The 19,037-nt window shown below is 61.4% G+C and carries 22 protein-coding genes; 6 read left to right on the forward strand and 16 right to left on the reverse strand.

The annotated features are described in order from the left end of the window. Positions 1–210 precede the first annotated feature (210 nt). The 13 genes from NKH99_RS28275 to NKH99_RS28340 form a co-directional block, all read right to left on the reverse strand. Complete coding sequence (locus NKH99_RS28275; RefSeq protein ID WP_353007150.1) at positions 211–483, reverse strand: DUF2274 domain-containing protein; 273 nt, start codon at positions 481–483, stop codon at positions 211–213. An 11-nt stretch (positions 484–494) separates the two neighbouring features. Further along, entirely contained in the window at positions 495–1,712 is a 1,218-nt protein-coding gene (locus NKH99_RS28280) for a TraB/TrbI/VirB10 family type IV secretion system protein (RefSeq protein WP_352720341.1), read from the reverse strand. A gap of 10 nt (positions 1,713–1,722) precedes the next feature. Further along, positions 1,723–2,751, reverse strand: a complete 1,029-nt coding sequence (gene trbG, locus NKH99_RS28285; RefSeq protein ID WP_353016961.1) for a P-type conjugative transfer protein TrbG — start codon at positions 2,749–2,751, stop codon at positions 1,723–1,725. Further along, a complete protein-coding gene (gene trbF, locus NKH99_RS28290; protein ID WP_353016964.1) occupies positions 2,741–3,472 on the reverse strand; it encodes a conjugal transfer protein TrbF in 732 nt (243 codons plus the stop codon). The genes trbG and trbF overlap by 11 nt, the downstream gene beginning before the upstream one ends. Next, positions 3,473–4,795 carry a P-type conjugative transfer protein TrbL gene (gene trbL / locus NKH99_RS28295; RefSeq protein WP_353007156.1) on the reverse strand — a complete coding sequence of 441 codons (1,323 nt, stop codon included), beginning with the start codon at positions 4,793–4,795 and terminating at the stop codon, positions 3,473–3,475. 35 nt (positions 4,796–4,830) lie between these two features. Continuing rightward, on the reverse strand, positions 4,831–5,556 hold the full coding sequence (trbJ, locus tag NKH99_RS28300) for a P-type conjugative transfer protein TrbJ (RefSeq protein WP_352650984.1): 726 nt from the start codon (positions 5,554–5,556) through the stop codon (positions 4,831–4,833). After that, positions 5,553–8,003 carry a conjugal transfer protein TrbE gene (gene trbE / locus NKH99_RS28305; protein WP_353016967.1) on the reverse strand — a complete coding sequence of 817 codons (2,451 nt, stop codon included), beginning with the start codon at positions 8,001–8,003 and terminating at the stop codon, positions 5,553–5,555. Before trbE ends, trbJ begins: the two co-directional genes overlap by 4 nt. After that, positions 7,997–8,269, reverse strand: coding sequence for a VirB3 family type IV secretion system protein (locus tag NKH99_RS28310; RefSeq protein ID WP_023680309.1), 273 nt, complete (start codon positions 8,267–8,269; stop codon positions 7,997–7,999). Before NKH99_RS28310 ends, trbE begins: the two co-directional genes overlap by 7 nt. After that, the gene (locus NKH99_RS28315) at positions 8,269–8,577 is read right to left on the reverse strand and encodes a TrbC/VirB2 family type IV secretion system protein (RefSeq protein WP_352528997.1); all 309 of its coding nucleotides are present in this window, start codon (positions 8,575–8,577) and stop codon (positions 8,269–8,271) included. Before NKH99_RS28315 ends, NKH99_RS28310 begins: the two co-directional genes overlap by 1 nt. A gap of 11 nt (positions 8,578–8,588) precedes the next feature. Further along, a complete protein-coding gene (trbB, locus tag NKH99_RS28320; RefSeq protein ID WP_353016970.1) occupies positions 8,589–9,557 on the reverse strand; it encodes a P-type conjugative transfer ATPase TrbB in 969 nt (322 codons plus the stop codon). Further along, on the reverse strand, positions 9,554–9,967 hold the full coding sequence (locus NKH99_RS28325) for a CopG family transcriptional regulator (protein ID WP_353016973.1): 414 nt from the start codon (positions 9,965–9,967) through the stop codon (positions 9,554–9,556). The genes trbB and NKH99_RS28325 overlap by 4 nt, the downstream gene beginning before the upstream one ends. 120 nt (positions 9,968–10,087) lie before the next feature. Next, positions 10,088–12,115 (reverse strand): conjugal transfer protein TraG, encoded by a 2,028-nt coding sequence (locus NKH99_RS28330; protein WP_353016976.1) that lies wholly within the window; start codon positions 12,113–12,115, stop codon positions 10,088–10,090. 975 nt (positions 12,116–13,090) lie between these two features. Further along, entirely contained in the window at positions 13,091–13,324 is a 234-nt protein-coding gene (locus tag NKH99_RS28340) for a hypothetical protein (RefSeq protein ID WP_352467844.1), read from the reverse strand. Between the two features lie 20 nt (positions 13,325–13,344). Here NKH99_RS28340 and NKH99_RS28345 point away from each other — a divergent pair, with 20 nt between their 5' ends. Next, positions 13,345–13,803, forward strand: coding sequence for a KTSC domain-containing protein (locus NKH99_RS28345; protein ID WP_353016982.1), 459 nt, complete (start codon positions 13,345–13,347; stop codon positions 13,801–13,803). A 505-nt stretch (positions 13,804–14,308) separates the two neighbouring features. Here NKH99_RS28345 and NKH99_RS28350 read toward each other — a convergent pair. Next, positions 14,309–14,584 (reverse strand): hypothetical protein, encoded by a 276-nt coding sequence (locus tag NKH99_RS28350; RefSeq protein ID WP_353016984.1) that lies wholly within the window; start codon positions 14,582–14,584, stop codon positions 14,309–14,311. Between the two features lie 177 nt (positions 14,585–14,761). Here NKH99_RS28350 and NKH99_RS28355 point away from each other — a divergent pair, with 177 nt between their 5' ends. Beyond that, the gene (locus NKH99_RS28355; RefSeq protein WP_352648361.1) at positions 14,762–15,115 is read left to right on the forward strand and encodes a hypothetical protein; all 354 of its coding nucleotides are present in this window, start codon (positions 14,762–14,764) and stop codon (positions 15,113–15,115) included. Positions 15,116–15,647: 532 nt separating this feature from the next. Further along, positions 15,648–15,854, forward strand: a complete 207-nt coding sequence (locus NKH99_RS28360; RefSeq protein ID WP_353016986.1) for a hypothetical protein — start codon at positions 15,648–15,650, stop codon at positions 15,852–15,854. A gap of 98 nt (positions 15,855–15,952) precedes the next feature. Here the strand turns inward: NKH99_RS28360 and NKH99_RS28365 are convergent, their stop codons facing one another. Next, positions 15,953–16,129: a hypothetical protein gene (locus NKH99_RS28365; protein ID WP_352495879.1), complete on the reverse strand. Its 177-nt coding sequence runs from the start codon at positions 16,127–16,129 to the stop codon at positions 15,953–15,955. A 411-nt stretch (positions 16,130–16,540) separates the two neighbouring features. Here NKH99_RS28365 and NKH99_RS28370 point away from each other — a divergent pair, with 411 nt between their 5' ends. The 3 genes from NKH99_RS28370 (at position 16,541) to NKH99_RS28380 (ending at position 18,729) form a co-directional block, all read left to right on the forward strand. Continuing rightward, positions 16,541–17,251 (forward strand): Crp/Fnr family transcriptional regulator, encoded by a 711-nt coding sequence (locus tag NKH99_RS28370; RefSeq protein ID WP_352648365.1) that lies wholly within the window; start codon positions 16,541–16,543, stop codon positions 17,249–17,251. Between the two features lie 74 nt (positions 17,252–17,325). Beyond that, complete coding sequence (locus NKH99_RS28375) at positions 17,326–17,571, forward strand: hypothetical protein (RefSeq protein ID WP_352648366.1); 246 nt, start codon at positions 17,326–17,328, stop codon at positions 17,569–17,571. Between the two features lie 519 nt (positions 17,572–18,090). Then, positions 18,091–18,729: a hypothetical protein gene (locus tag NKH99_RS28380; protein ID WP_353016990.1), complete on the forward strand. Its 639-nt coding sequence runs from the start codon at positions 18,091–18,093 to the stop codon at positions 18,727–18,729. Positions 18,730–18,794: 65 nt separating this feature from the next. Here the strand turns inward: NKH99_RS28380 and NKH99_RS28385 are convergent. Continuing rightward, positions 18,795–19,037, reverse strand: a 243-nt coding sequence (locus tag NKH99_RS28385; RefSeq protein WP_353016993.1) for a PHP domain-containing protein, incomplete at its 5' end; no start/stop codon positions are given.

Genomic DNA, 19,037 nt, shown 5'->3' on the forward strand with positions numbered 1-19,037 from the left:
ACTCGCCCATGCATTGACCACCAGCGATTTCCGCTTCTGGAGGACGGCAGGGGCCGGCGGAATGACCGGGATTAGGCGCAGAGCCGGCATTGGTTCGGGGCAGATCAGCTCGTCTATTGTGCCCTATGTTTCGGCTTGTCGCCGGCAAATTGCTTCAATGCATTTGCCCGCCTAGAAAGGTGCCCCCTCGGACTCACTGGTCGCTGTCACTTATTCGGACCCTGAAATTGGCTGCCGCCGCGATTTCTCTGACTTGTCGACGACAGGGAGTCCTTCCTTTCTGGCCTTGGCAAACGCTCGATCGCTCTCCAGGAACTCTGCCAGCATGAACGGGATGAGTTCCGCTACGGATTCGGACTCGCCATAGGTCTGACGATAAAGCGCTGCATAGTCCTTCAGTGCTTGGTTCAGGTCTGCACTTACGCTTATGGTGATCTTCGAAGGAGTCCGGTCCGGAAGTTTGGCGAGTTTCAGATTGGTCATGATGACTCCAGTCAATTCGGGTACGGCCGCAGCACAAGATCCTTGTGCACGATGACGCGCAGTGGCCAACCGGGCCGGACAGTGATGGTGGGTTGGATATTGAGGTTCTTCTCGGTGATGCGCTGGCCAGCTCGACTGACGTTCTGCTGAGCGGATTCGCGGATTGCTTTGACCAGGTCGCTTTCGTCTTCCCCGAGGCTCAGCTCGGTGCCGACCCCTACCAACGTGGCCAGCGCAACGCCTTTGATCAGCTGCCAGGTGTGGAAATCCACCTTGTCCTCAAGCCCGGCATAGCCGGCGGTGTCCGTCGCCGGCAGATTGTCGATTTCGATCGAAGAGCCGTCGGGCAGCAGTATCCGTTGCCAGACCAGCAGCGCGCGCCTTTGTCCAAAGGCAACAACGCTGTCATAGGTGCCAATCAGGCGAGAGCCTTGCGGAATGAGCAAGGTGCTGCCGGTGACTGTGTCGTGCACATTCTCGGTGACCTGTGCGACGACGAGGCCGGGCAAGTCGGAATTGATGCCAGTGATCAGGCTCGCTGCGATGACGCTGCCGGCCATCAGCTGATACGGCGAAGCCGGCGTCTGCAGTGCATGCAGATTGTAGATTCCACTTGTGTTCCGCTGGCTGACAAAATCGAGCTTGCGCTGTTGATTGTTTTGGTCGCCCTCGGCCGGTGCAACGGAAGCTGAATCGCGTGCGGCATCGGATTGTGGAGCCGTTCCATCAAAGGGTGGACGCCCGCCCTGCCCGTTGCCGGCGGCATCCGCTTGCCGGGGTCGATTTTCGATCCGGAAGAAGACTTGCGATTCGCGCGCCTCGATCGCCTGCTGTGCAAGGCGCTGCTCCTCCGCCGAAACCTCCTGGCCCGGCGCGATGCCCAGCTGGCGTTGGTGCTCAAGGATGGGGCGGCCGAGGTCGCCGGGCAGCGGTGGTCCAAGCACCGGAGGCTTGGGCTTGATCCCGGAATAGTCCTTAGGCAGCCTTTCAATTGCCTCCGCGGTTGGCTTCCGCTCAGTGTTGTAAAGCTCTTCAGCCTGCTCTTTGATGCGCAGCGCCGGTCCCTGCAGCGCCATCATGGTGACGCCTAGAACGGTCCCGGAACCAACAGCAGCAATGGCGACAATAATGCCGCGCTTGAAGCGCACAGCGCGGCGAGGCGAGGCCCGCAGCTGCAGCTGTTCTGGATCGAGTTTCGGTGAAGCATCGGAGCGGGAAGTATCCGTCATGGGCCGTCCCTCACCTGCTGGAACGCGAAAAGAGCAATTTCCGCAGCGGCGCTTGCCTGCCGTCGGTCCTCGTGATGCGCACCACCTGTTGCTGCTTGGCGCCGAGGCGCAGTTCGGCCGCGGCGAAGAGGCGATCGACAATGTAATAGTTGCCGCGTATGCGGTAGTTGACGAGCTGGTTGTCCCCGTCAGCACCGACGATGAAGAGCGGCGGGGCCTCACCCTGATCGATGCGGCGCGGAAACTCGATGTAGACCTTGCTGCCATCATCGAACGCGCGCGTCGGCCTCCAGGGCGGCATGTCGCCGGTAATCGAATAGCGGAAGCGAATATTTTCGAGAGCCACATTCGACGCCACTGGCATAGCGGCGTCGGCCTGCGCATTGCGCCGGCGTAGCGCGATGATCTGGTCCTCGCTGTAAGTCCAGGAGATGGCCACCATGGCGGTCTTATCCGTGCTTTGAAGCTGCAGGTGATAGCTTCGCCGGTCCGTGGTGATCACCAGATTGGTGGCAAGTCCTGGCGCGAAGGGCTTCACCAGCACATGGGTGCGCTGGTCATCGCCGGAGCCACTGACGGTGTCGCCAATTACCCAGCGCACTGTATCGCCGGCCGACACGGATTGGAGTTTCTCGCCTGACTGCAGAGCGATATCGCTGACGCGCTCCGGTGCGGCATAGAGCTGGTAGAGCGCGCCTTCGGCAAAAGGGTAAACCTGCACCGCATTCACATAGCCATATTTGGTGGGTTGCTGCGTCGCCGCCTTGTTGGCATCGGCGACACGTTCTTCAGGCGAGCGCTTGTCTTCAGCAGCCTTGCCCGGCTCGGGCTGCAACTGGCCGGGCAGCGGCAGCGGTTTCGGCACTTCCACGACCTTGACGGGCTTCTCCGGCGCCTTCTCAATCGCGGCCGGCTTGAAGTCAGCATGGTCATAGGAAATCTGCGGTGGCGGCACCGGCTTCGAGGCACAGGCCGAAAGTACCGCGGTCGACGCCGACAGGATCAGGACGGTGCGGAGCGATGGGGCTCTATTTGTCATTGGCGGGCTCCTTCGGGGAAACGGTTGTCGGCGCGGCGCTGTCCAGCTCGTGCGACCAGTCGATGGCATTGATGAAGACGCCGAGCGGGTTTTTGCGCAGCTGATCGGTATTGTTCGGCGGCCGGATCACAATGGTGAGGATCCCGGTCCAACGCGTTGTGCTGGCGAGGCTGCCGCGCTCAAAGACCTGCTCGGTCCATTTGACTTGAAAGGAGTTGTCGGACGCTCGAACCACGCTCGTCACCTGCACCGAGACGCTGCGCGTGCCGATCTTGCCGAACGGGTCATTGGCCTTAGCGTACTCATTGAGAAAGAGGGCTGCACGGTCAGTGGCGAAGTCGTAGGCCGAGAGCCAATTCTGCCGCACCAGCACCGCATCGGTGGAGACGGAGCGGACATTCTGGATGAAATGGCCGAGATGCCAGGCAATCTGGGCATCGTCGGGCTCGTAGGTTTGGATTGCCGGCGCGACAGCCCGTGTTTCACCGAAGCGGTCGACCTCGACAACATAAGGCACGACGCGGCCCTGCATCGACTGCCACAAGAGTCCACCAGAGAGCCCGATGGCCAGAGCGAGGCAGCCAAAGGCCATCAGGCGCCAGTTCCTTGCCTGCACGCGCGCAGTGCCGATGCGCTCGTCCCAAAGTTGGGCGGCCTTCTGGTATGGTGTGACCGGGTGGGGCGTCTTCCCGTAACGCTGAACAGGTCGCTTGAAGAGCATCTAGTCTTCCTTATCGTTGAGAGAGGGGTTGGCCCCGCTTCCACCCCGATCGCCATCGCGGACGGCCTGCGTGGCGGCGTGGCGATGGGCGCGCGCGGTCTGTTGGGAACGCAAGCGCCTCGCCCACGCCGGCGCGGCATTGGCACCTGACGCGGCAGGGTTTCCGGTCATTGATGCGGTCGGCGTGCCGCCCGTCGCGGTCCAGGCGGCATCGCGGCCGGCATCGGCGCTGCGCCGGAATGGTTCTGTTGCAGATCGCATTCCCCGCATCGCGGCGCCGCCAGCTGCGCCGGCAACGCCCTGCAGTCCAGCAGCTACGCCGGCGAGGCCGGACTCGGGCGATGTTGCACGCCCCATCTGCCAAGCTGTGGAAGCAGCCGATCCCATCGCCGTGCCGGCTCGAACGGCGGCGAGACCGCCGCCGGTTGCCATGCGCGCGCCGGCAAGCGCCGCACCTCCGGCAACGAGCGTTGATCCGGCAGCCGCCGCGGTGGTTCCGAGTGCGGCTCCCGCGCCAAGCTGCGGCGCGCCCGAGACAAGACCCGAGGCAATTCCCGGCCCGAAAATGCCGAGCCCAAGCAGCGCCAACGCGCCCAGTACCTGTGACATGGCCGCGGCCAAGTCCGGCTCCTTGCCTTGCAGCGCGGAAGCGAACTCGCCGAAGAGCGTGGAGCCGATGCCGACGATGACAGCAAGCACCATCACCTTAATGCCCGACGAGATCACATTCCCGAGCACGCGCTCGGCCAGAAACGCCGAGCGGTGCCAGAGCGCGAAAGGCACCAGAACAAAACCGGCCAATGTGGTGAGTTTGAACTCCAGAATGGTGATGAAGAGCTGAATTGAAAGAATGAAGAAGGCGATGAGGACCAGGAACCAGGCGAGAAGCAGCACGAAGATGGTCAGCGCGTTGCCAAAGATCTCGGGGAAGCCGACTAGCTGGCTCGCTTGATTGAGCAGCGGCCAGGCGCCCTCGAAGCCGGCCGCGGCAATGCGGCCTGGCCGCAGGAGACTGTCGGCCGACAGATTGCCGGCCGATGCGTTGATGCCGAGCCCGGCAAAGGAATGGTAGATGATGTCGGCGAGGTTCTTAAAATTGTTCAGGATGAAGGCGAAGGCGCCGACATAGAGCACTTTTCGGACAAGCCGGCCAAGAACATTGGGCTCGCCGCCGAACGCCCAGACCAGGCCTGCCAGCGTGATGTCGATGCCGATCAGGATGGTGGTGAGAAAGGCGACGTCGCCCGAAAGCAGACCGAACCCGCTATCAATATAGCGGGTAAAAGTCTCCATGAAGCGATCAATGACGCCGAGGTCATTCATGTCGCCGCCTTCCTCGTTGTCTGAAGAACTGCTGATCAGTTGCCGGGATAGGCCGTACCGGTGCCCAGGAAACGCTTCGTCGTCTCGCGGGCAGCTTCCTCGGACTGCGCCCTGCGGGCAGCATCTTCGGCTTCAGCCCGGAACTGGGTCGCGAGCAGCGTCTGGATCTGGATCTGCTGCTTGGTCGAAAGCGCGATCAGCTGATTGGTGGCCTGGCTTGCCTCAAGGGCACCTGCCGCGCCCTGACTGCGGTTGACGAGATCGGTAAGCAGGTCGCCGTCGGCCCGCACGTTCTCCACGATCTGCGACTGCGCGCTCATGGTTTGGCGGAACGCCTGCATGGCGTTTTGCCAGCGCTCGCGCGCGGCGCTCGCCACATCGCTGACCTCGATTGTGGCGTCGTAGCTTTCCGGATATTGCACACGCCACTGGTTCTGAAGCTTGTCGAGATCGAAGCTCAGGCCGCTGGCCTGGGTCATCAGGCCGTCGATCCGTTGGAGCGAACCTGTGAGCTGGCCCACGGAAGAAAAATCCAGGCGCTGAAGGTTGCGCGCCATGTTCTGCAGCATGGTCGCCTGGTTCTGAAGCGACTGGATCTGGTTGTTTATCTGCTCCAGGGAACGTGCCGCTGTCAGCACGTTCTGCGCATAATTCGACGGATCGAACACGATTAGGGCGTGGGCCGGCTGGACGTAGTCGGCCATCGGTTTTGCGATCAGGGAAACGGTGATCAGGCTGGTGAGAAGGCGGCGCCGCATCATGACGATTGCTCCTTGTCTGGTTGAGGGAATTGTTGGAGAAGCTCGGCAGCCCAATCGAGGCCGCGCGCACTCAGGAACCGGGAGGCAAAGCTGTCCTGCCCGTGCTCTGACAGGACGCTGTCGATCAAAGCTTGCGTGGCCGGATCAGAGGCCCCGCAGAGCGCAAGAGCGATCGGGCCGAGCCCGAGCTCGAAGAGGCGGTTGCCGCGGCGCGACTGCAAATAATACTGGCGCTTCGGTGTGGCACGGGCGACCAATTCGATCTGCCGCTCGTTCAGGCCGAAGCGCTCATAGGCTGCCCGCGCCTGCGGCTCCACGGCACGGTCATTGGGAAGAAAAATGCGCTGTGGGCAGCTCTCGATGATCGCCGGCGCGATCGACGAGCCAGCGATGTCTGCAAGTGACTGCGTGGCGAAAATGACGGAAACGTTCTTCTTTCGCAGCACCTTCAGCCATTCACGGATGCGGGCGGCAAAGAGAGGGTTGTCGAGATAGACCCACGCCTCGTCGAGCATCAGCAGCGTCGGCCGTCCGTCGAACCGCTCCTCGAGACGATGGAACAGATAGGTGAGAACCGGGAGCACAGCGCCTTGGCTGTGCATCAGCTCTTCGGTCTCGAAACACTGCACATCCGACAAAGCCAGCCGATCTTCATCGGCATCGAGCAGACGCCCGAACGGGCCATCGAGCGTGTACGGCATCAACGCGGATTTCAGCGCATTGGACTGAAGCAGGACCGACAATCCAGTGAGCGTGCGTTCCCGCACCGGCGCGGTGGCAAGGCTGGTCAGGGCCGACCAGATCGCCTCCTTCACCTCCGGTGTTACGGTGACATTCTCATGGGCAACGAGGCCGGCGATCCATTCCGCCGCCCAGCTGCGAGTAGCCTGGTCGCCGATATTGCTCAGTGGCTGGAAGGCAAGCGCACCATCCGCGCCCAGAGCGTGGTGTTCTCCGCCCATGGCCAGTGTTGCCGCACGAGCCGAATTGCCCTTGTCGAAGACATAGACCTGCGCCCCGGCATAGCGTCGAAACTGCAGAGCGACTATCGCAAGCAGAACCGACTTGCCGGCACCGGTCGGACCAACGACCAGCATGTGGCCGACATCGCCGACGTGGGTGGAAAGCCGAAACGGTGTCGACCCGTTGGTCTCTGCGAAGAGAAGCGGCGGGGATTCGGTCCCAGTCACGTTGGTGAGATGCTCGTTCTCCACCGGACCGGCCCACGCCGACGACAGCGGCATGACATGGGCAAGATTCAGCGTGTGAACGAGCGGCTGGCGAACGTTAGCGTAGACATGACCAGGCAACGAGCCGAGCCACGCCTCGACCGCATTGATGCTTTCACGTATCGTGGTGAAGCCGAGCCCATTGACTATGCGCTCAACCGCTCGGAGCTTTTCCGCGGCGGCCTGCCGGTCCTGGTCCCATACCGTCACCGTTGTGGTGAGATAGCCGAAGCCGACGTGATCGCCGCCCAATGCCTGAAGGGCGGCATCCGCATCGAGCGCCTTGTTGTCGGCGTCACTATCGACGAGAGGGACGGGTTCGTTGGTCACGACCTCGCGCAGGATGGCTGCGACCGATTTGCGCTTGGCAAACCACTGACGGCGCAACCGGGTCAGTGTCTTTGTGGCTTCCGTCTTGTCGAGCGAGATGAAGCGCGTCATCCAGCGGTAGGCGAAATCCTGATGGTTGAGCGCGTCGAGGATCCCTGGCCGGGTGACGTTCGGGAAACCAAGGATGGTGAGGGTGCACAGATGCTGCTCACCCAGCATCGGCTCCAGGCCGCCGGTAAGCGGCGCGTCAACCAGAACACCGTCGAGATACATTGGCGTTTCCGGCATGGCGACCGGATGGCGGTAGGTCGAGATTGTGCCGTGCAGATAGGTTAGCGTCTCGGCATCATCGAGGGCGCGCACTTCCGGCATGAAGCCGGACAGCAAATCCAGGACGCGGTCGGTCTCGTCGCGAAACCACGCCAGCTCCTGGCGCCAGTCTCTAGCCCCTCCCGAGTGATGCGAGTCGACCAGTGCGCTTTCCGCCCGCGCCTGGCCATCTGGCGCCGGCATGAAGACCAAGGTCAGATGATAGCGACTCTCGAAGTGCGCGACCTTGCCCTCGAAGGCCGCCCGCCGTTCCTCATCGACCAGCCATGAGGCAGCATCGGGAAAAGCCGAGCTCGGATAGCCCAGCGCTTCAATGCGCTCGGCCTCGAAAAACAACCCCCATCCGGAGCGCAACCTTCGTAGCGCATTGTTGGCTCGTGCGCAGATGCCGACCAACTCGGCTTCGGTCGCGCTTTCAAGGTCGGGGCCACGGAACCGGAAGGTTCGCTGGAAGCTACTGTCTTTATTGAGCACGATGCCGGGCGCGACCAAAGCGGCCCAGGGCAGATGATCGGCAAGCCGATCGGCTTTGCCGCGATACTCCGAAAGGTTCAGCATGCAAGCCACCCCTTCAGGCGAAGATGACGGACAAGCACGCTGGCGAAGTCCGGATCGCGGCGAGCGGCAAAGACCGCGAGGGTGTGGCCGGCGATCCAGAGCGCCAGTCCGGCGATCCACTGCTGCAGGCCAAGGCCTATTGCCGCGGCCACCGTGCCGTTGAGGATCGCCACCGCTCGCGGCGCGCCGCCCAGCAGGATCGGCTCAGTCAATGCCCTGTGAACGGGGACTTCGAAACCCTCGATATGCTGCTCTCCGGTGGCCATCAGACGAGTGCCCCGCCGCCGAAGGAGAAGAAGGAGAGAAAGAAGCTCGATGCCGCGAAGGCGATCGACAGGCCGAAGACAATCTGGATCAGCCGGCGAAAACCGCCTGCCGTGTCGCCGAAAGCAAGGGTCAGGCCGGTGGTGATGATGATGATCACCGCGACGATCTTGGCGACGGGTCCCTGGACCGATTCAAGGATCTGCTGCAGCGGCTGTTCCCAAGGCATGCCGGAGCCCGCTGCGTGGGCCGGGACGGTGAGAAGAAACGCGAGCGCGGTGGACGAAAGGAAGCGAAGCTTCTTGCGCATGAGGTGACCTTTCAAAACTGCTGGAGTTGCGGAAGCGTGAGCGGGGTGACGGCGTAGTCACCGCTGCTGTCGAGACCGGTGACCTCAGCGATCGCGTCAATGCGGCGCGAGGATCCGCGCCCAGCGATGAAGACGATCAGATCTACCGCATCAGCGATGAGGCGGCGGGGAACGGTGACGACGGCTTCCTGGGCGAGCTGCTCGATACGGTAGAGAGCGGAGCGCGCCGAATTGGCGTGAACCGTCGCGATGCCGCCGGGATGCCCGGTGTTCCATGCCTTCAGCATGTCCAGGGCCTCCGCGCCCCTGACTTCGCCCACGATGATGCGGTCGGGTCTGAGCCGCAGGGTCGAGCGCACGAGATCGGCGAGCGTGACCGACCCCCGCCTCGTCCTCAAGGCAACGCAATCCTTCGCCGCGCATTGCAGTTCGCGCGTGTCCTCGATCAGGATCACCCGCTCGTCGCAATCGGCGACTTGTGCCAGCAGCGCATTGGCAAGTGTTGTCTTGCCCGACGACGTGCCGCCGGCGACCAGGATGTTGCGCCGCTCGCGGACCGCCTTCTTCAGCGCATCGGCCTGCAGCGGCAGCATGACCCGGTCGGCGACATAGTCGGCCAACGTGTAGAGTTTCGCCGCAGGCGTTCGGATGGCGAAGCATGGCCCCAGCACGACAGGCGGCAGCAGACCCTCGAAGCGCTCGCCCGATGGCAATTCGGCGCTGACAATCGGATTGTCAGCATGCGCCTCCGCGCGCACGTGGGAGGCGACCAGGCGGATGATGCGTTCGGCCTCAGAAGGATGCATGTGCACGCCGGTGTCGACCCGGCCTTCACCCAACCGGTCGAGCCGCAGCGCACCGTCGGGATTGACCATCACCTCATTGACGGTCGGATCGGCAAGGGCTTCGGTGATCGCCGGACCCATGGCGGTGCGCAGCATGGCGCGGCGGCGATGGTCGGCTTCCGTATGAGAACTCATCCTTCCCCTCCCCTGCGATCGTCGGTGCCAAGTGACCGTTTCCCGGAAGCGATTTGGCGGCCGACTTGTTCGACGAATTTCTCGAAGCGCTCCTGGGCAATCGCTTGGGTCGCCTTGTCCGGCACCGGCGTGTGAGCATGAAGCGTGATCGAAAAGCGGATGAAGAGCGCCAGGCTCTCCAGGATCATCTCGACATCGCGCCTGACATGTCCGAGGTCGCGGGAAAGACGGTCGAGCCTCTTGCCGTAGCGCTGGTCGAGTTCATTCTCCCCACGCCGCTCGATAAAGGTCTCGACCGCGTGCGCCACAATGGCCGATTTGGTGGTCGATGGATTGCGGCTGAGGTTCTCCAGCTTCTCGCTCAACTCGGGTTCAAGCAAAAACTGGTGACGAATGCGGTGGGGCTTCATGCTGCTCGTTCCCTCTGACCGGCGCTGATGCACCGGCGACGGGAACGAGCATCGTCGAGATCATCGAAATCGCTTACGGCCGTTATCTACGCTGAGATGCGCCCGCGTATGGCGCGCCGTTCAGAAGCCGGGCACGATGTCCTTGTCGTCGCCCATTCCCTCGTTGAGGCCGTACGCACGTGCGGCGGTGGAAATCCGATCCATGACGCGTTTGTCGGCGAGCGTCTCGCAGTCATCGTCTGCGGGCGTGAACAGATCGCCCTGACCAGGCTCCTGGACGACGAGGGTCCGTTCTTCGCGCAGGCCCGGATGGCGCTGCTGCTGGACACCTCCGTCTTCGATTGCCGCGCCGGCACTGTCGTCATCGCCAGCAAGACGCCGATCCACGCCGCGCACCTGTCCGCTCCAATCGTCCGGGCGCGACGTGGGCCGATCCGCGTAGGCACCGTCGCGCAGCACCGGCGAAGGCAGCACTCGCTCCGTGAAATTCGGATCCTGGTAATAACGCAACTTCTTGGCGCGAATCGGCGGCAATCCCGAAACCAGGATTAGTTCGTCAGCCTGCGGCAACTGCATCACCTCACCCGGCGTCAGCAGGGGGCGAGCGGTCTCTTGGCGGCTTACCATGACGTGGGACAACCAGGGCGCCAACCGATGGCCGGCATAGTTGCGCATCGATCTGAGTTCGGTCGCGGTACCGAGCGCGTCCGAGATGCGTTTGGCCGTGCGCTCGTCATTTGAGGAAAAGGCAATCCGCACATGGCAATTGTCGAGAATGGCGTTGTTCTCGCCATAGGCCTTGGAGATTTGGTTCAACGATTGCGCTATCAGATAAGCGCGGATGCCGTAGCCTGCCATGAAGGCGAGCGCAGTCTCGAAGAAGTCGAGCCGACCGAGCGCCGGAAATTCATCCAGCATCATCAGGAGCTGATGCTTGCGGCTCTTCTTTGGATCGCCCTCCAGGCGCTCGGTCAGCCGCCGGCCGATTTGATTGAGCACCAATCGCACCAGGGGCTTAGTGCGCGAGATATCCGACGGCGGCACGACCAGATACAGCGACATCGGTCGCTCGGCATCCACAAGGTCGGCAATGCGCCAGTCGCAGGCCGATGTTGCCGCGGCCACCGTTGGATCACGATAGAGCCCGAGAAACGACATGGCGGTCGAGAGAACGCCTGAGCGCTCGTTCTCTGACTTGTTCAGCACCTCACGAGCCGCCGAGGCCACGACCGGATGGACCTGGGGCTTGTCCACCGTGCCGAGGTGGTTTGTGGTCATCATCCGCTGCAGTGTCGCAGCGAATGAGCGTTGCGGGTCCGACAGGAAGGTGGCGACACGGGCGAGTGTCTTTTCCTCTTCGGCGTAGAGCACGTGCAAGATGGCGCCAACTAGGAGTGAATGACTGGTCTTCTCCCAATGGTTCCGCCGCTCCAGCGCGCCTTCCGGATCAACGAGAATGTCGGCGATGTTCTGAACGTCGCGGACCTCATCTGGACCTTTGCGCACTTCCAGCAGCGGGTTGTACCGCGCCGATCTCGGATCGGTCGGATTGAACAAGAGACAGTGCGAGAACTTCGACCTCCAGCCAGAGGTCAGCTGCCAGTTCTCGCCTTTGATGTCGTGAATGACGGCCGAGCCGGTCCAGGAAAGAAGGGTTGGAACAACCAGTCCGACGCCCTTGCCCGAACGTGTCGGCGCAAAGGCCATGACGTGTTCTGGTCCGTCATGGCGCAGATAGCGACAATTCAGTCCGCCAAGGAAAACGCCGGCCGGCTGAAACAGCCCCGCCTTCTCGATTTCCAGCTTCATGGCCCATCGTGAGGACCCATAGGTGGTGACCAACCCCCGCTGCCGTGCGCGCCAGAGGGACCCAGCTATCGCGGCGGCACAGCCCAGGAACCCGCTGGCTCCGGCAAGTATGCCAGCCTTGTCGAAGACTTCAGGCGCATAGGCGTCAAATTGGAACCACCATTCGAACAGTTTCCACGGCTGGTAGATCGGCCAGCCGACTGTCACAAACCATGGCGCGCCGAGTGGCGGCTGATAGGAGAGCATGTGGGCGCACCATTGGGTTGCAGTCCACACGCCAAGAATGACAATTGCGAATACGACAGCGATCTGCCCAATCAGCAACTTCGTGGGTGTCAATAGCTTGCTCCGCTCTTGTGGCCAGACGGACCAAACATCGCGCCGAGCGATGAGAATTCGAACGGCCGCTACGTGCGACTAGGTGCGATGACAAGGTTGATAGGCATTGTTCAGCTGCGAACAGCGAAAATCCGCCGCAGCAACCGATCGGCGGTGCCAGGTACGCGGTTGGTCGCAGAAGATGTTGGGGCTTCAGGCGCGGGCACATTGAAGATGTGCTGACAGACAAACCTTTGGAGCCGACGCGTTTGTGCGAGTAGCGAGCTGAAAGGCTCGGCGAGAAGTCGTCGTTCTCAATCGGGCGACGGGGGATACATCGGCGAAGACGGCATAAGGCGGGATGGGCCAGACCGAGCCGACGGAAAGGTCGTAGCCAAGGCCTTGGAGCGCATAGCGCCTGGCCGGGAGGCCGCCGCCAGTCAGGCTTACGCGGCGCGTCGTTGAGCGAGGTGAAGACCCGCACGGGCTCGACGAGGGTCCACGGCGGTCACAATGTTGTGGTGGTGATCGCAGTAGACGCGATCCGGCGAAGTTGGCCCAGCACAAAAACGATAACCGCCAGGTACAGAAGCGTCTTCGCTCACCGGGAAGCGGCACTGATAGAGGCCTAGCTGAATGAGGGGGACGTCTCGCGAAGTTAGTCTGATATTTTCAGGCATCATGATGGTTTCCTAGTTCGTAGCAATTACCAGCTGACGGCCGCAGTGCGACCCGTCGGGACGAGCTTCTCTCGTTTTGGAGGGCTATGGGTCACCATATGGTGTTGGTAGCACCATCAATGAAGCCCTACGCCCTGCTTCTGAAGCCAATAGTTTGCGACTTAAGGCCACACGCGCGAACGCATTAGCAATCTACCATCGTGTCCCCGAGGCACTCGCCCGCCGCGGTTTGCCGGCGGCGGGGTCGCACTGGCTTGTGGGGCCCTAGGCCCACTCGCGGCGCTCGCACTCGATCTCGGTGCGGGTTTCCCGTGTCTCATCGCCCTGTCAGGGCCTTGCAAATGAGCGAAACCAAGCTGTCGCGCGCTCGCTCGTGGAGTGCGCCTTTCGGCCGCCATGCAAGGAAATCATCAACGCTCATCCAATCAGCCGGGTTTGTGTCGGCGTCTGGCTGGCTGAATTCCACATATAGATGCAGTTCGTCCGGCACGAAGACGACCCTCCATAATCCTTTGATGTCATTGGCAAGGTTGTAGGCGAGGACGGTCATGGCGGGGCACTCCTTTCGCCGTGGAGCGTGCCTATCTCACGGGAAAATTCCATCACCAGAAGTTAGTATTGACGCTCGCGCTTTCTCAGAAATCCAACGTCCGCGTGATGCCGAAAGGTGCAGCCAGCTTTTTGTGTATCTCGATTGGGAACACGGGACCGCCGCGAAAGTTCGGTGCACGCAGCGAATCCTCCCCTCCAGGTATTGCTGCAGATCGGCCCGCGCTCCCCGCAAGGCGCGGGCCTCGGCCTGTGGTGCTCATGCCATCTACTTCGATCCGCAAGATGGAATATGATCTGGATAGAAGGACCCTCTCGGTGTGGTTCGTCGCCAGCGGCAAGCGGTACGAGTTTGAGGGGGTACCGCCGGAAACCTTTGCCGCGTTCCGGGCCGCGTTCGCCAAGGGCCGCTATTTCAACGACCACATCCGCAACAATTTCCGCTACCGGCTGGTTGCGAGCGATAGCGACCCGGGATGACCTGACCTGGCGGCGGCTCAATCGTCCTGTCGCTCCAACCGGCGGTTGGTGGACGCGTTGCCGCTGTTGCGCTTAGGGTTGGTTACGGTCCGCGCTCACTTGGCAAGCCCACCCCCCGCATCCCCCCGCCTGGTGAAAAGCGTTTGATCGGTCCCGCCGTTCTGGCAGTGCGGCGGGACTTTTTTGCGGTCCAGGTGGAACATCGGCGCGCGGGGAAGGCGCGGTGCACGCAGCACCCTTTTCTCATCTCGGTGGCGCGCTGAAGGGTCTCAACGTCGGTCTGCCGGAGCTCAACTAGCTGGACTATTGCTCGACCGGAAGCGGCTCGTGCTGTGGCTCAGCGTGGTGGAACACCTGTCCAAGATCGCGCGCGTCGAACGTTTGGCCGCAGACTGGGCAGTAGACAAAATGCTTCGACTCGTTCTCTACCGGCCCGTCATGCGGCCTGCCCTCATAGCCTGTCGCGATGTTGTCGGTCCTAATCCGGGGCAACGACAAGTGCCTTTCATCGTTTTGGCGGCCGATATTTCTCCATTAGCCGGACCTTGTCACGGTCGACCGTGACCAGCGGCCCGAGGTCGATCGTCACGGTGTCCTCGTCGATGCGCGTGACCTCGCCTTTTAGGTCGATTTGCTGGCCTCGGTTCACCTTGGTGTGATCGATGATGGAATGTGGGAAGTCGTAACCTGGGATCGAGACGCTTACGCGGTCCTCTGTTATCCGCCTTCGAACCGTGGCAGTAATCGCCACCTGGTCACCAATGCCTATTCCCCGAGCCATGCCATGGATTCTGGTGCGGGCAGTGTCTTCTTCAAGAGGTTTCTAATCTACGCCCGCCATCCTAAGGCTGATCTACGACCAGAGTTACAAAAGTTGAACTTCATCGGGGAACACTCCTTCTGTCTGCCTGTTCGATTTGGCCAGGCGCATCCCGCGCATTCAGACAGGAGAAAGAAGATGAAACGCATCCTTTTGGTTTCGGCCGTGCTGGCGGTGTCGGCCGGGCTTTCCTTTGCCCAGACGACCAGCGGAACTTCGAGCGGAACCTCGACGAGCGGCACCTCGACCACGACGACCATGCCCAGCACGACGGATCAGGGCACCGGCACGACGAACAGCGGGACCAACATGTCCGGCGATCAGGGCACCGACACGACCACCACCAGCGGCACCACAAATCAGAACTCGGCCAGAGACTGCGCGCCCGGCCAGCAGACTGGCAGCGCTCAGCAGGCTGCGCCAGGTCAGCAGGACACGACAGCCAATACCGCCGCGCCGGGCCAGGTGAAAAAGACCGACGAAGGTTGCTGATTGGCACATCGGCTCGGGTTGGAATCACCAGCGTGTGGCTGGCTGGTCTCCCCCGACCACCGGCTGAGATAAACTCGGCTAGCGAGCAAGTTGCCGCCAGCCGAGCATCAGTCCAGGAACGTTTGCGCTTGCTTGTGCTTTCAGTGGGGCACGCCTAGCTTCTGTTTGCTTTCGGTCAGATAGCGTCGCTGGCGTCTTCGGACTACCGGTGAAGCAAGTCCGATGTGCGCCTATCGCGACCCCGCTTCACCTGCCGTCCAGCCGTTCGCGCATTCGCGATCGTCGCTCTCGGCAACAGGCGGCGCGCGCGGCCAGGACGTGTCGCACGTGTGCGCTGTCGAAGGAGACGATCCGGTCGATCGTAACCTTTCTCTGCAATGAGCGCCTTGTCGCCGGCGATGGGCCTCCGGCTCTTACGCATTATGGAGATCACATGTTGGTCCCGGCACCCGATGCCGGAGCAGGTCTGCTTCGGAGCGTCGTGACAGAACTGGGCGACATGGTTGCGGTGGAGTAGGCGCCGTCGCCCTGGATGAACAACAACCTGTCGCATGTGGTGGATGCGTTGTCGAAGCTTTCGGTTGGTCACGGCCGCGGCCGCATCGACAACGACCGCAACGGCATCAAGTCGTTGCTGAAAGCCCGCAAGGTATCGTCAAGACATAGCGTGCCGACGAAGGTCCCGCCCTTGCGACAGGGATTCGTTTTAGCCCGATCGGCAACGCGACCGGCCACATGAGCGAGAGCTTACCCTCGGTGCTGGTCTCGACCCGGCTCGCATAGAGGCGGTGAAGGGACATCTCCAAACGCTCGTCGACGGTCGTCGATCACTGCCGACTACGAGTCGAGGTCGTATGGCTCGTGGCCTAGCTCGTTGTGATGAAGCGCCTCTGCCATACACCTGATGTCGAACGCTTGGCCGCACGCCGGGCAGAGGACGAAATACTCCTCCTCCCGAAGTGGCGATGCATCGTGGTCTTGGGGGATGACGATGTCATTGTATTCGTCGGGCATTGGGTCCTCCGGCGACGCCGCCCGCCATGCTGGAACGCCTGCCGGCAGGATTTGTTTCAAAGTTACTGCGCTTAAGAAGAGGGCCGGAACGGGTGAAGCACAATGTCGGTAAGCGCAAGGCGACGGCGCCCGAAACTCATCACGTGAGCTGAACGACTGCTTTTGCCAACTCGATGCTCGAAACCTGCCGATCTGCTTAGGCCGGTTCCGGACATTCGTGACCGGCCTCATAAGTCATAAGAAGCGCCCACCACCTACGGGACTCAAGCCGACATTCCCCGAGCCTTTCGCCAGGCACGGACTCTTTGCCAACCGCACATTTGAAGCCTATGCTTCCCACATCGGCCGCCAGCGCGTCGGACGCAGCCGACAGTAAGAGGTACGTGCTCTTGCCCGCAGGGAGAGAGAGCCATGCCCCAATCCCTTCTTCGCAACCATGTATTGAAAACCCTCTCCTCGGAGGATTTCGCGCTTTTGAGGGCGTCACTGCATCACGTCGAACTCAACATCAAAGACCAGCTGGAAGTCTCTTATCAGCCGATCGAGCGTGTGTATTTTCCAGAGATGGGCATCGCGTCGGTGGTCGCTACGATGACCGGAGGGCGCAAAAGCGAGGTCGGCATCGTCGGCCACGACGGCATGACAGGAGTTGCCGTTATTCTCGGCCAGGACAAGTCGCCCAATGAAACCTATATCCAAGTCGCAGGTAATGGCTGGATCCTCCCGGTTGAAGCTCTTCGCTCTGCGATTGCGGAGAGCCAATCCCTTCGCGAGTCACTGCTTCGCTATGCCCACGCGTTCCTCATCCAGTCGTCCCGGACGGCACTGGTCAACGGCCACTCCAAAATCGAGGAGCGGTTGGCCCGCTGGTTGCTGATGGTCCAAGACCGCGTCGAAGGAAATAAGATCTACCTGACGCATGAATTCCTGGCGACAATGCTTGGTGCCCAGCGCCCCGGCGTTACCACGGCCCTCCAAATGCTTGAATATCGGGGGCTGGTTCACGCCAAGCGCGGCGAGATCACGATTATCGACCGCGTTGGAATGACACGACTCACGCATGGTGCTTACGGGGAGGAGGAGCAAAGTCACTTCGGCCTAGCCTCCGCCCAAGTGTCCTAAATCAGACAAACCCTTGCAAGCTACCGAATTCGTGCCGTAAATCGTGTGGGTCAGGGTTCAGGGAGGAATTCTCGATGACCACCACTTTTGACACAGTCACGGTTGAAAGAGCCGCCGAAGCCTATGTTCTCTCCAGAGGCAAGGCCCACTTCCTTTCGATAGCACAGGCAATCCGCGCCATCCGAACACTCATGCCCGCATGCAGGGCCACCGACCGCGAGTTGGAGGAGCTATTGGCGGCGGCATCCATCATTCACGGGGTGCCCGTCGCTTTCGATGCAAAAACGGCCGATGGTCTAGAACCACGGCTCCATTCGTAGGCCATATATGCCTGCGCTCACGCAGACGCCCACCTTCTCAGACGTTCGCCAGGCGATTATCTGTTACCTGATCGACAACATCGGCAGCCCTAGCATTTCGATATCGGAGGTTAGCCACATCGTGAGGAGAATGCTTCCGCTGTGCGAACTCACGGACTGGCAACTTGGCGATCTCATTATACAAAGCGCGATCGATGCGGGATTCGCGATTGAACTCGACGGGGTGGGTCCCTAAAACGGATGTTGAGGCTCAATAGCGGAACAGCCGCTTTAGCCATGTGGCTCCCAATCACGGACGGTCAGGCTGTGGCCTCCAAAAAGCCGCCAGGCGGCAACGCGCCTGATATCGCACTTTGAGATCAACTCTGCCGCTTCCTGTTAGCCGAAGTTGAGCGGCCCCGCTGATAATCGTGGTTGCGCCTTTAGGGCATCGTGGTTCAGACCGCTGGCGGATTAGAACTCATGTTAGCTTTGCGATCGGCTCATCGTTGCCGACAATCGGTAACCTATATAAAGGGCATGTCCACGCGCCGAAAAATCAATGCAACAGCGAAGCTGATTGGAGAGTGGCCTTTAACCCCGGCTGCAACGCTTGGATCGTCCGTCCGAGCGAGGGGTATTTTTCTCGAAATACGCGCCCGCCTTCCAATGGAGTTCAGGAAACTGCTCCATATCGAGTCCCGCGTGCTTACCCTGCGCCTGTCTGAGGGCGCCGAGAATGATGTGCAGGTGGTATTCGGGATCGTATCCAAAGCACTGCAGAATATCGAAGGCCTGCGCGTAATCCCCCGTGAAATCGAGGACATTCTGACGATATCGGCGGCCGAACGGCACCGCTGGTTGAAAGATGGTCGCTTGCAGAGCGCCGGGACGAAAACGGTGAAACTCCGCGGGCGGGCAAGGAACATCACCTTTCACGTGTTCGACCCGCAGCACGTGGAGGATGTGCTTGACCGCGACCTGGTTACGGTCTGGCGCGAACAGGACGCAGCGACAGCTGCAGAGAATAGGCGGCGAGCCGCGGGGAAGGCCGCTATGAAACGTGCTCAAAGAAGCGGTCGCGGAACTGCAGCTTCAGCTGGCTATGGCCCCGATGAGAACTCGCACTCCAGTTTGCGCGGCTGGGAGGATTTTGAGAAGGACGGACTCCTGCGCTGATAGGCTGGGCGCACAAGCAGGTTAGGACGTTTGCCTGCGCCGAGCGAGATGCGCAAGGAGGGCGGTCAAACGCTCGCGTTCAGGACCCGCTTCGCAGGGACACCGCCCTTGCGCGCCATCTCGACACCCCAATGCATGTGGTCGAGCTCGCGGATCGAATGAGCGTCCGGATTGATGCTGAAGATGCAGCCCTGACCGAGTGCCTTTTGATGCCAGCGCCAATCTGTCAATCGGCGTGCAAAATTGACCCCATAAGCTGGGGAATCGGCGTCCAATTTTGACCCCCTGATGCTTTGATTTGCGACCAT

Origin of the sequence: Mesorhizobium sp. M0854 (genome assembly GCF_040319815.1) — a bacterium.
Lineage (GTDB): Bacteria > Pseudomonadota > Alphaproteobacteria > Rhizobiales > Rhizobiaceae > Mesorhizobium.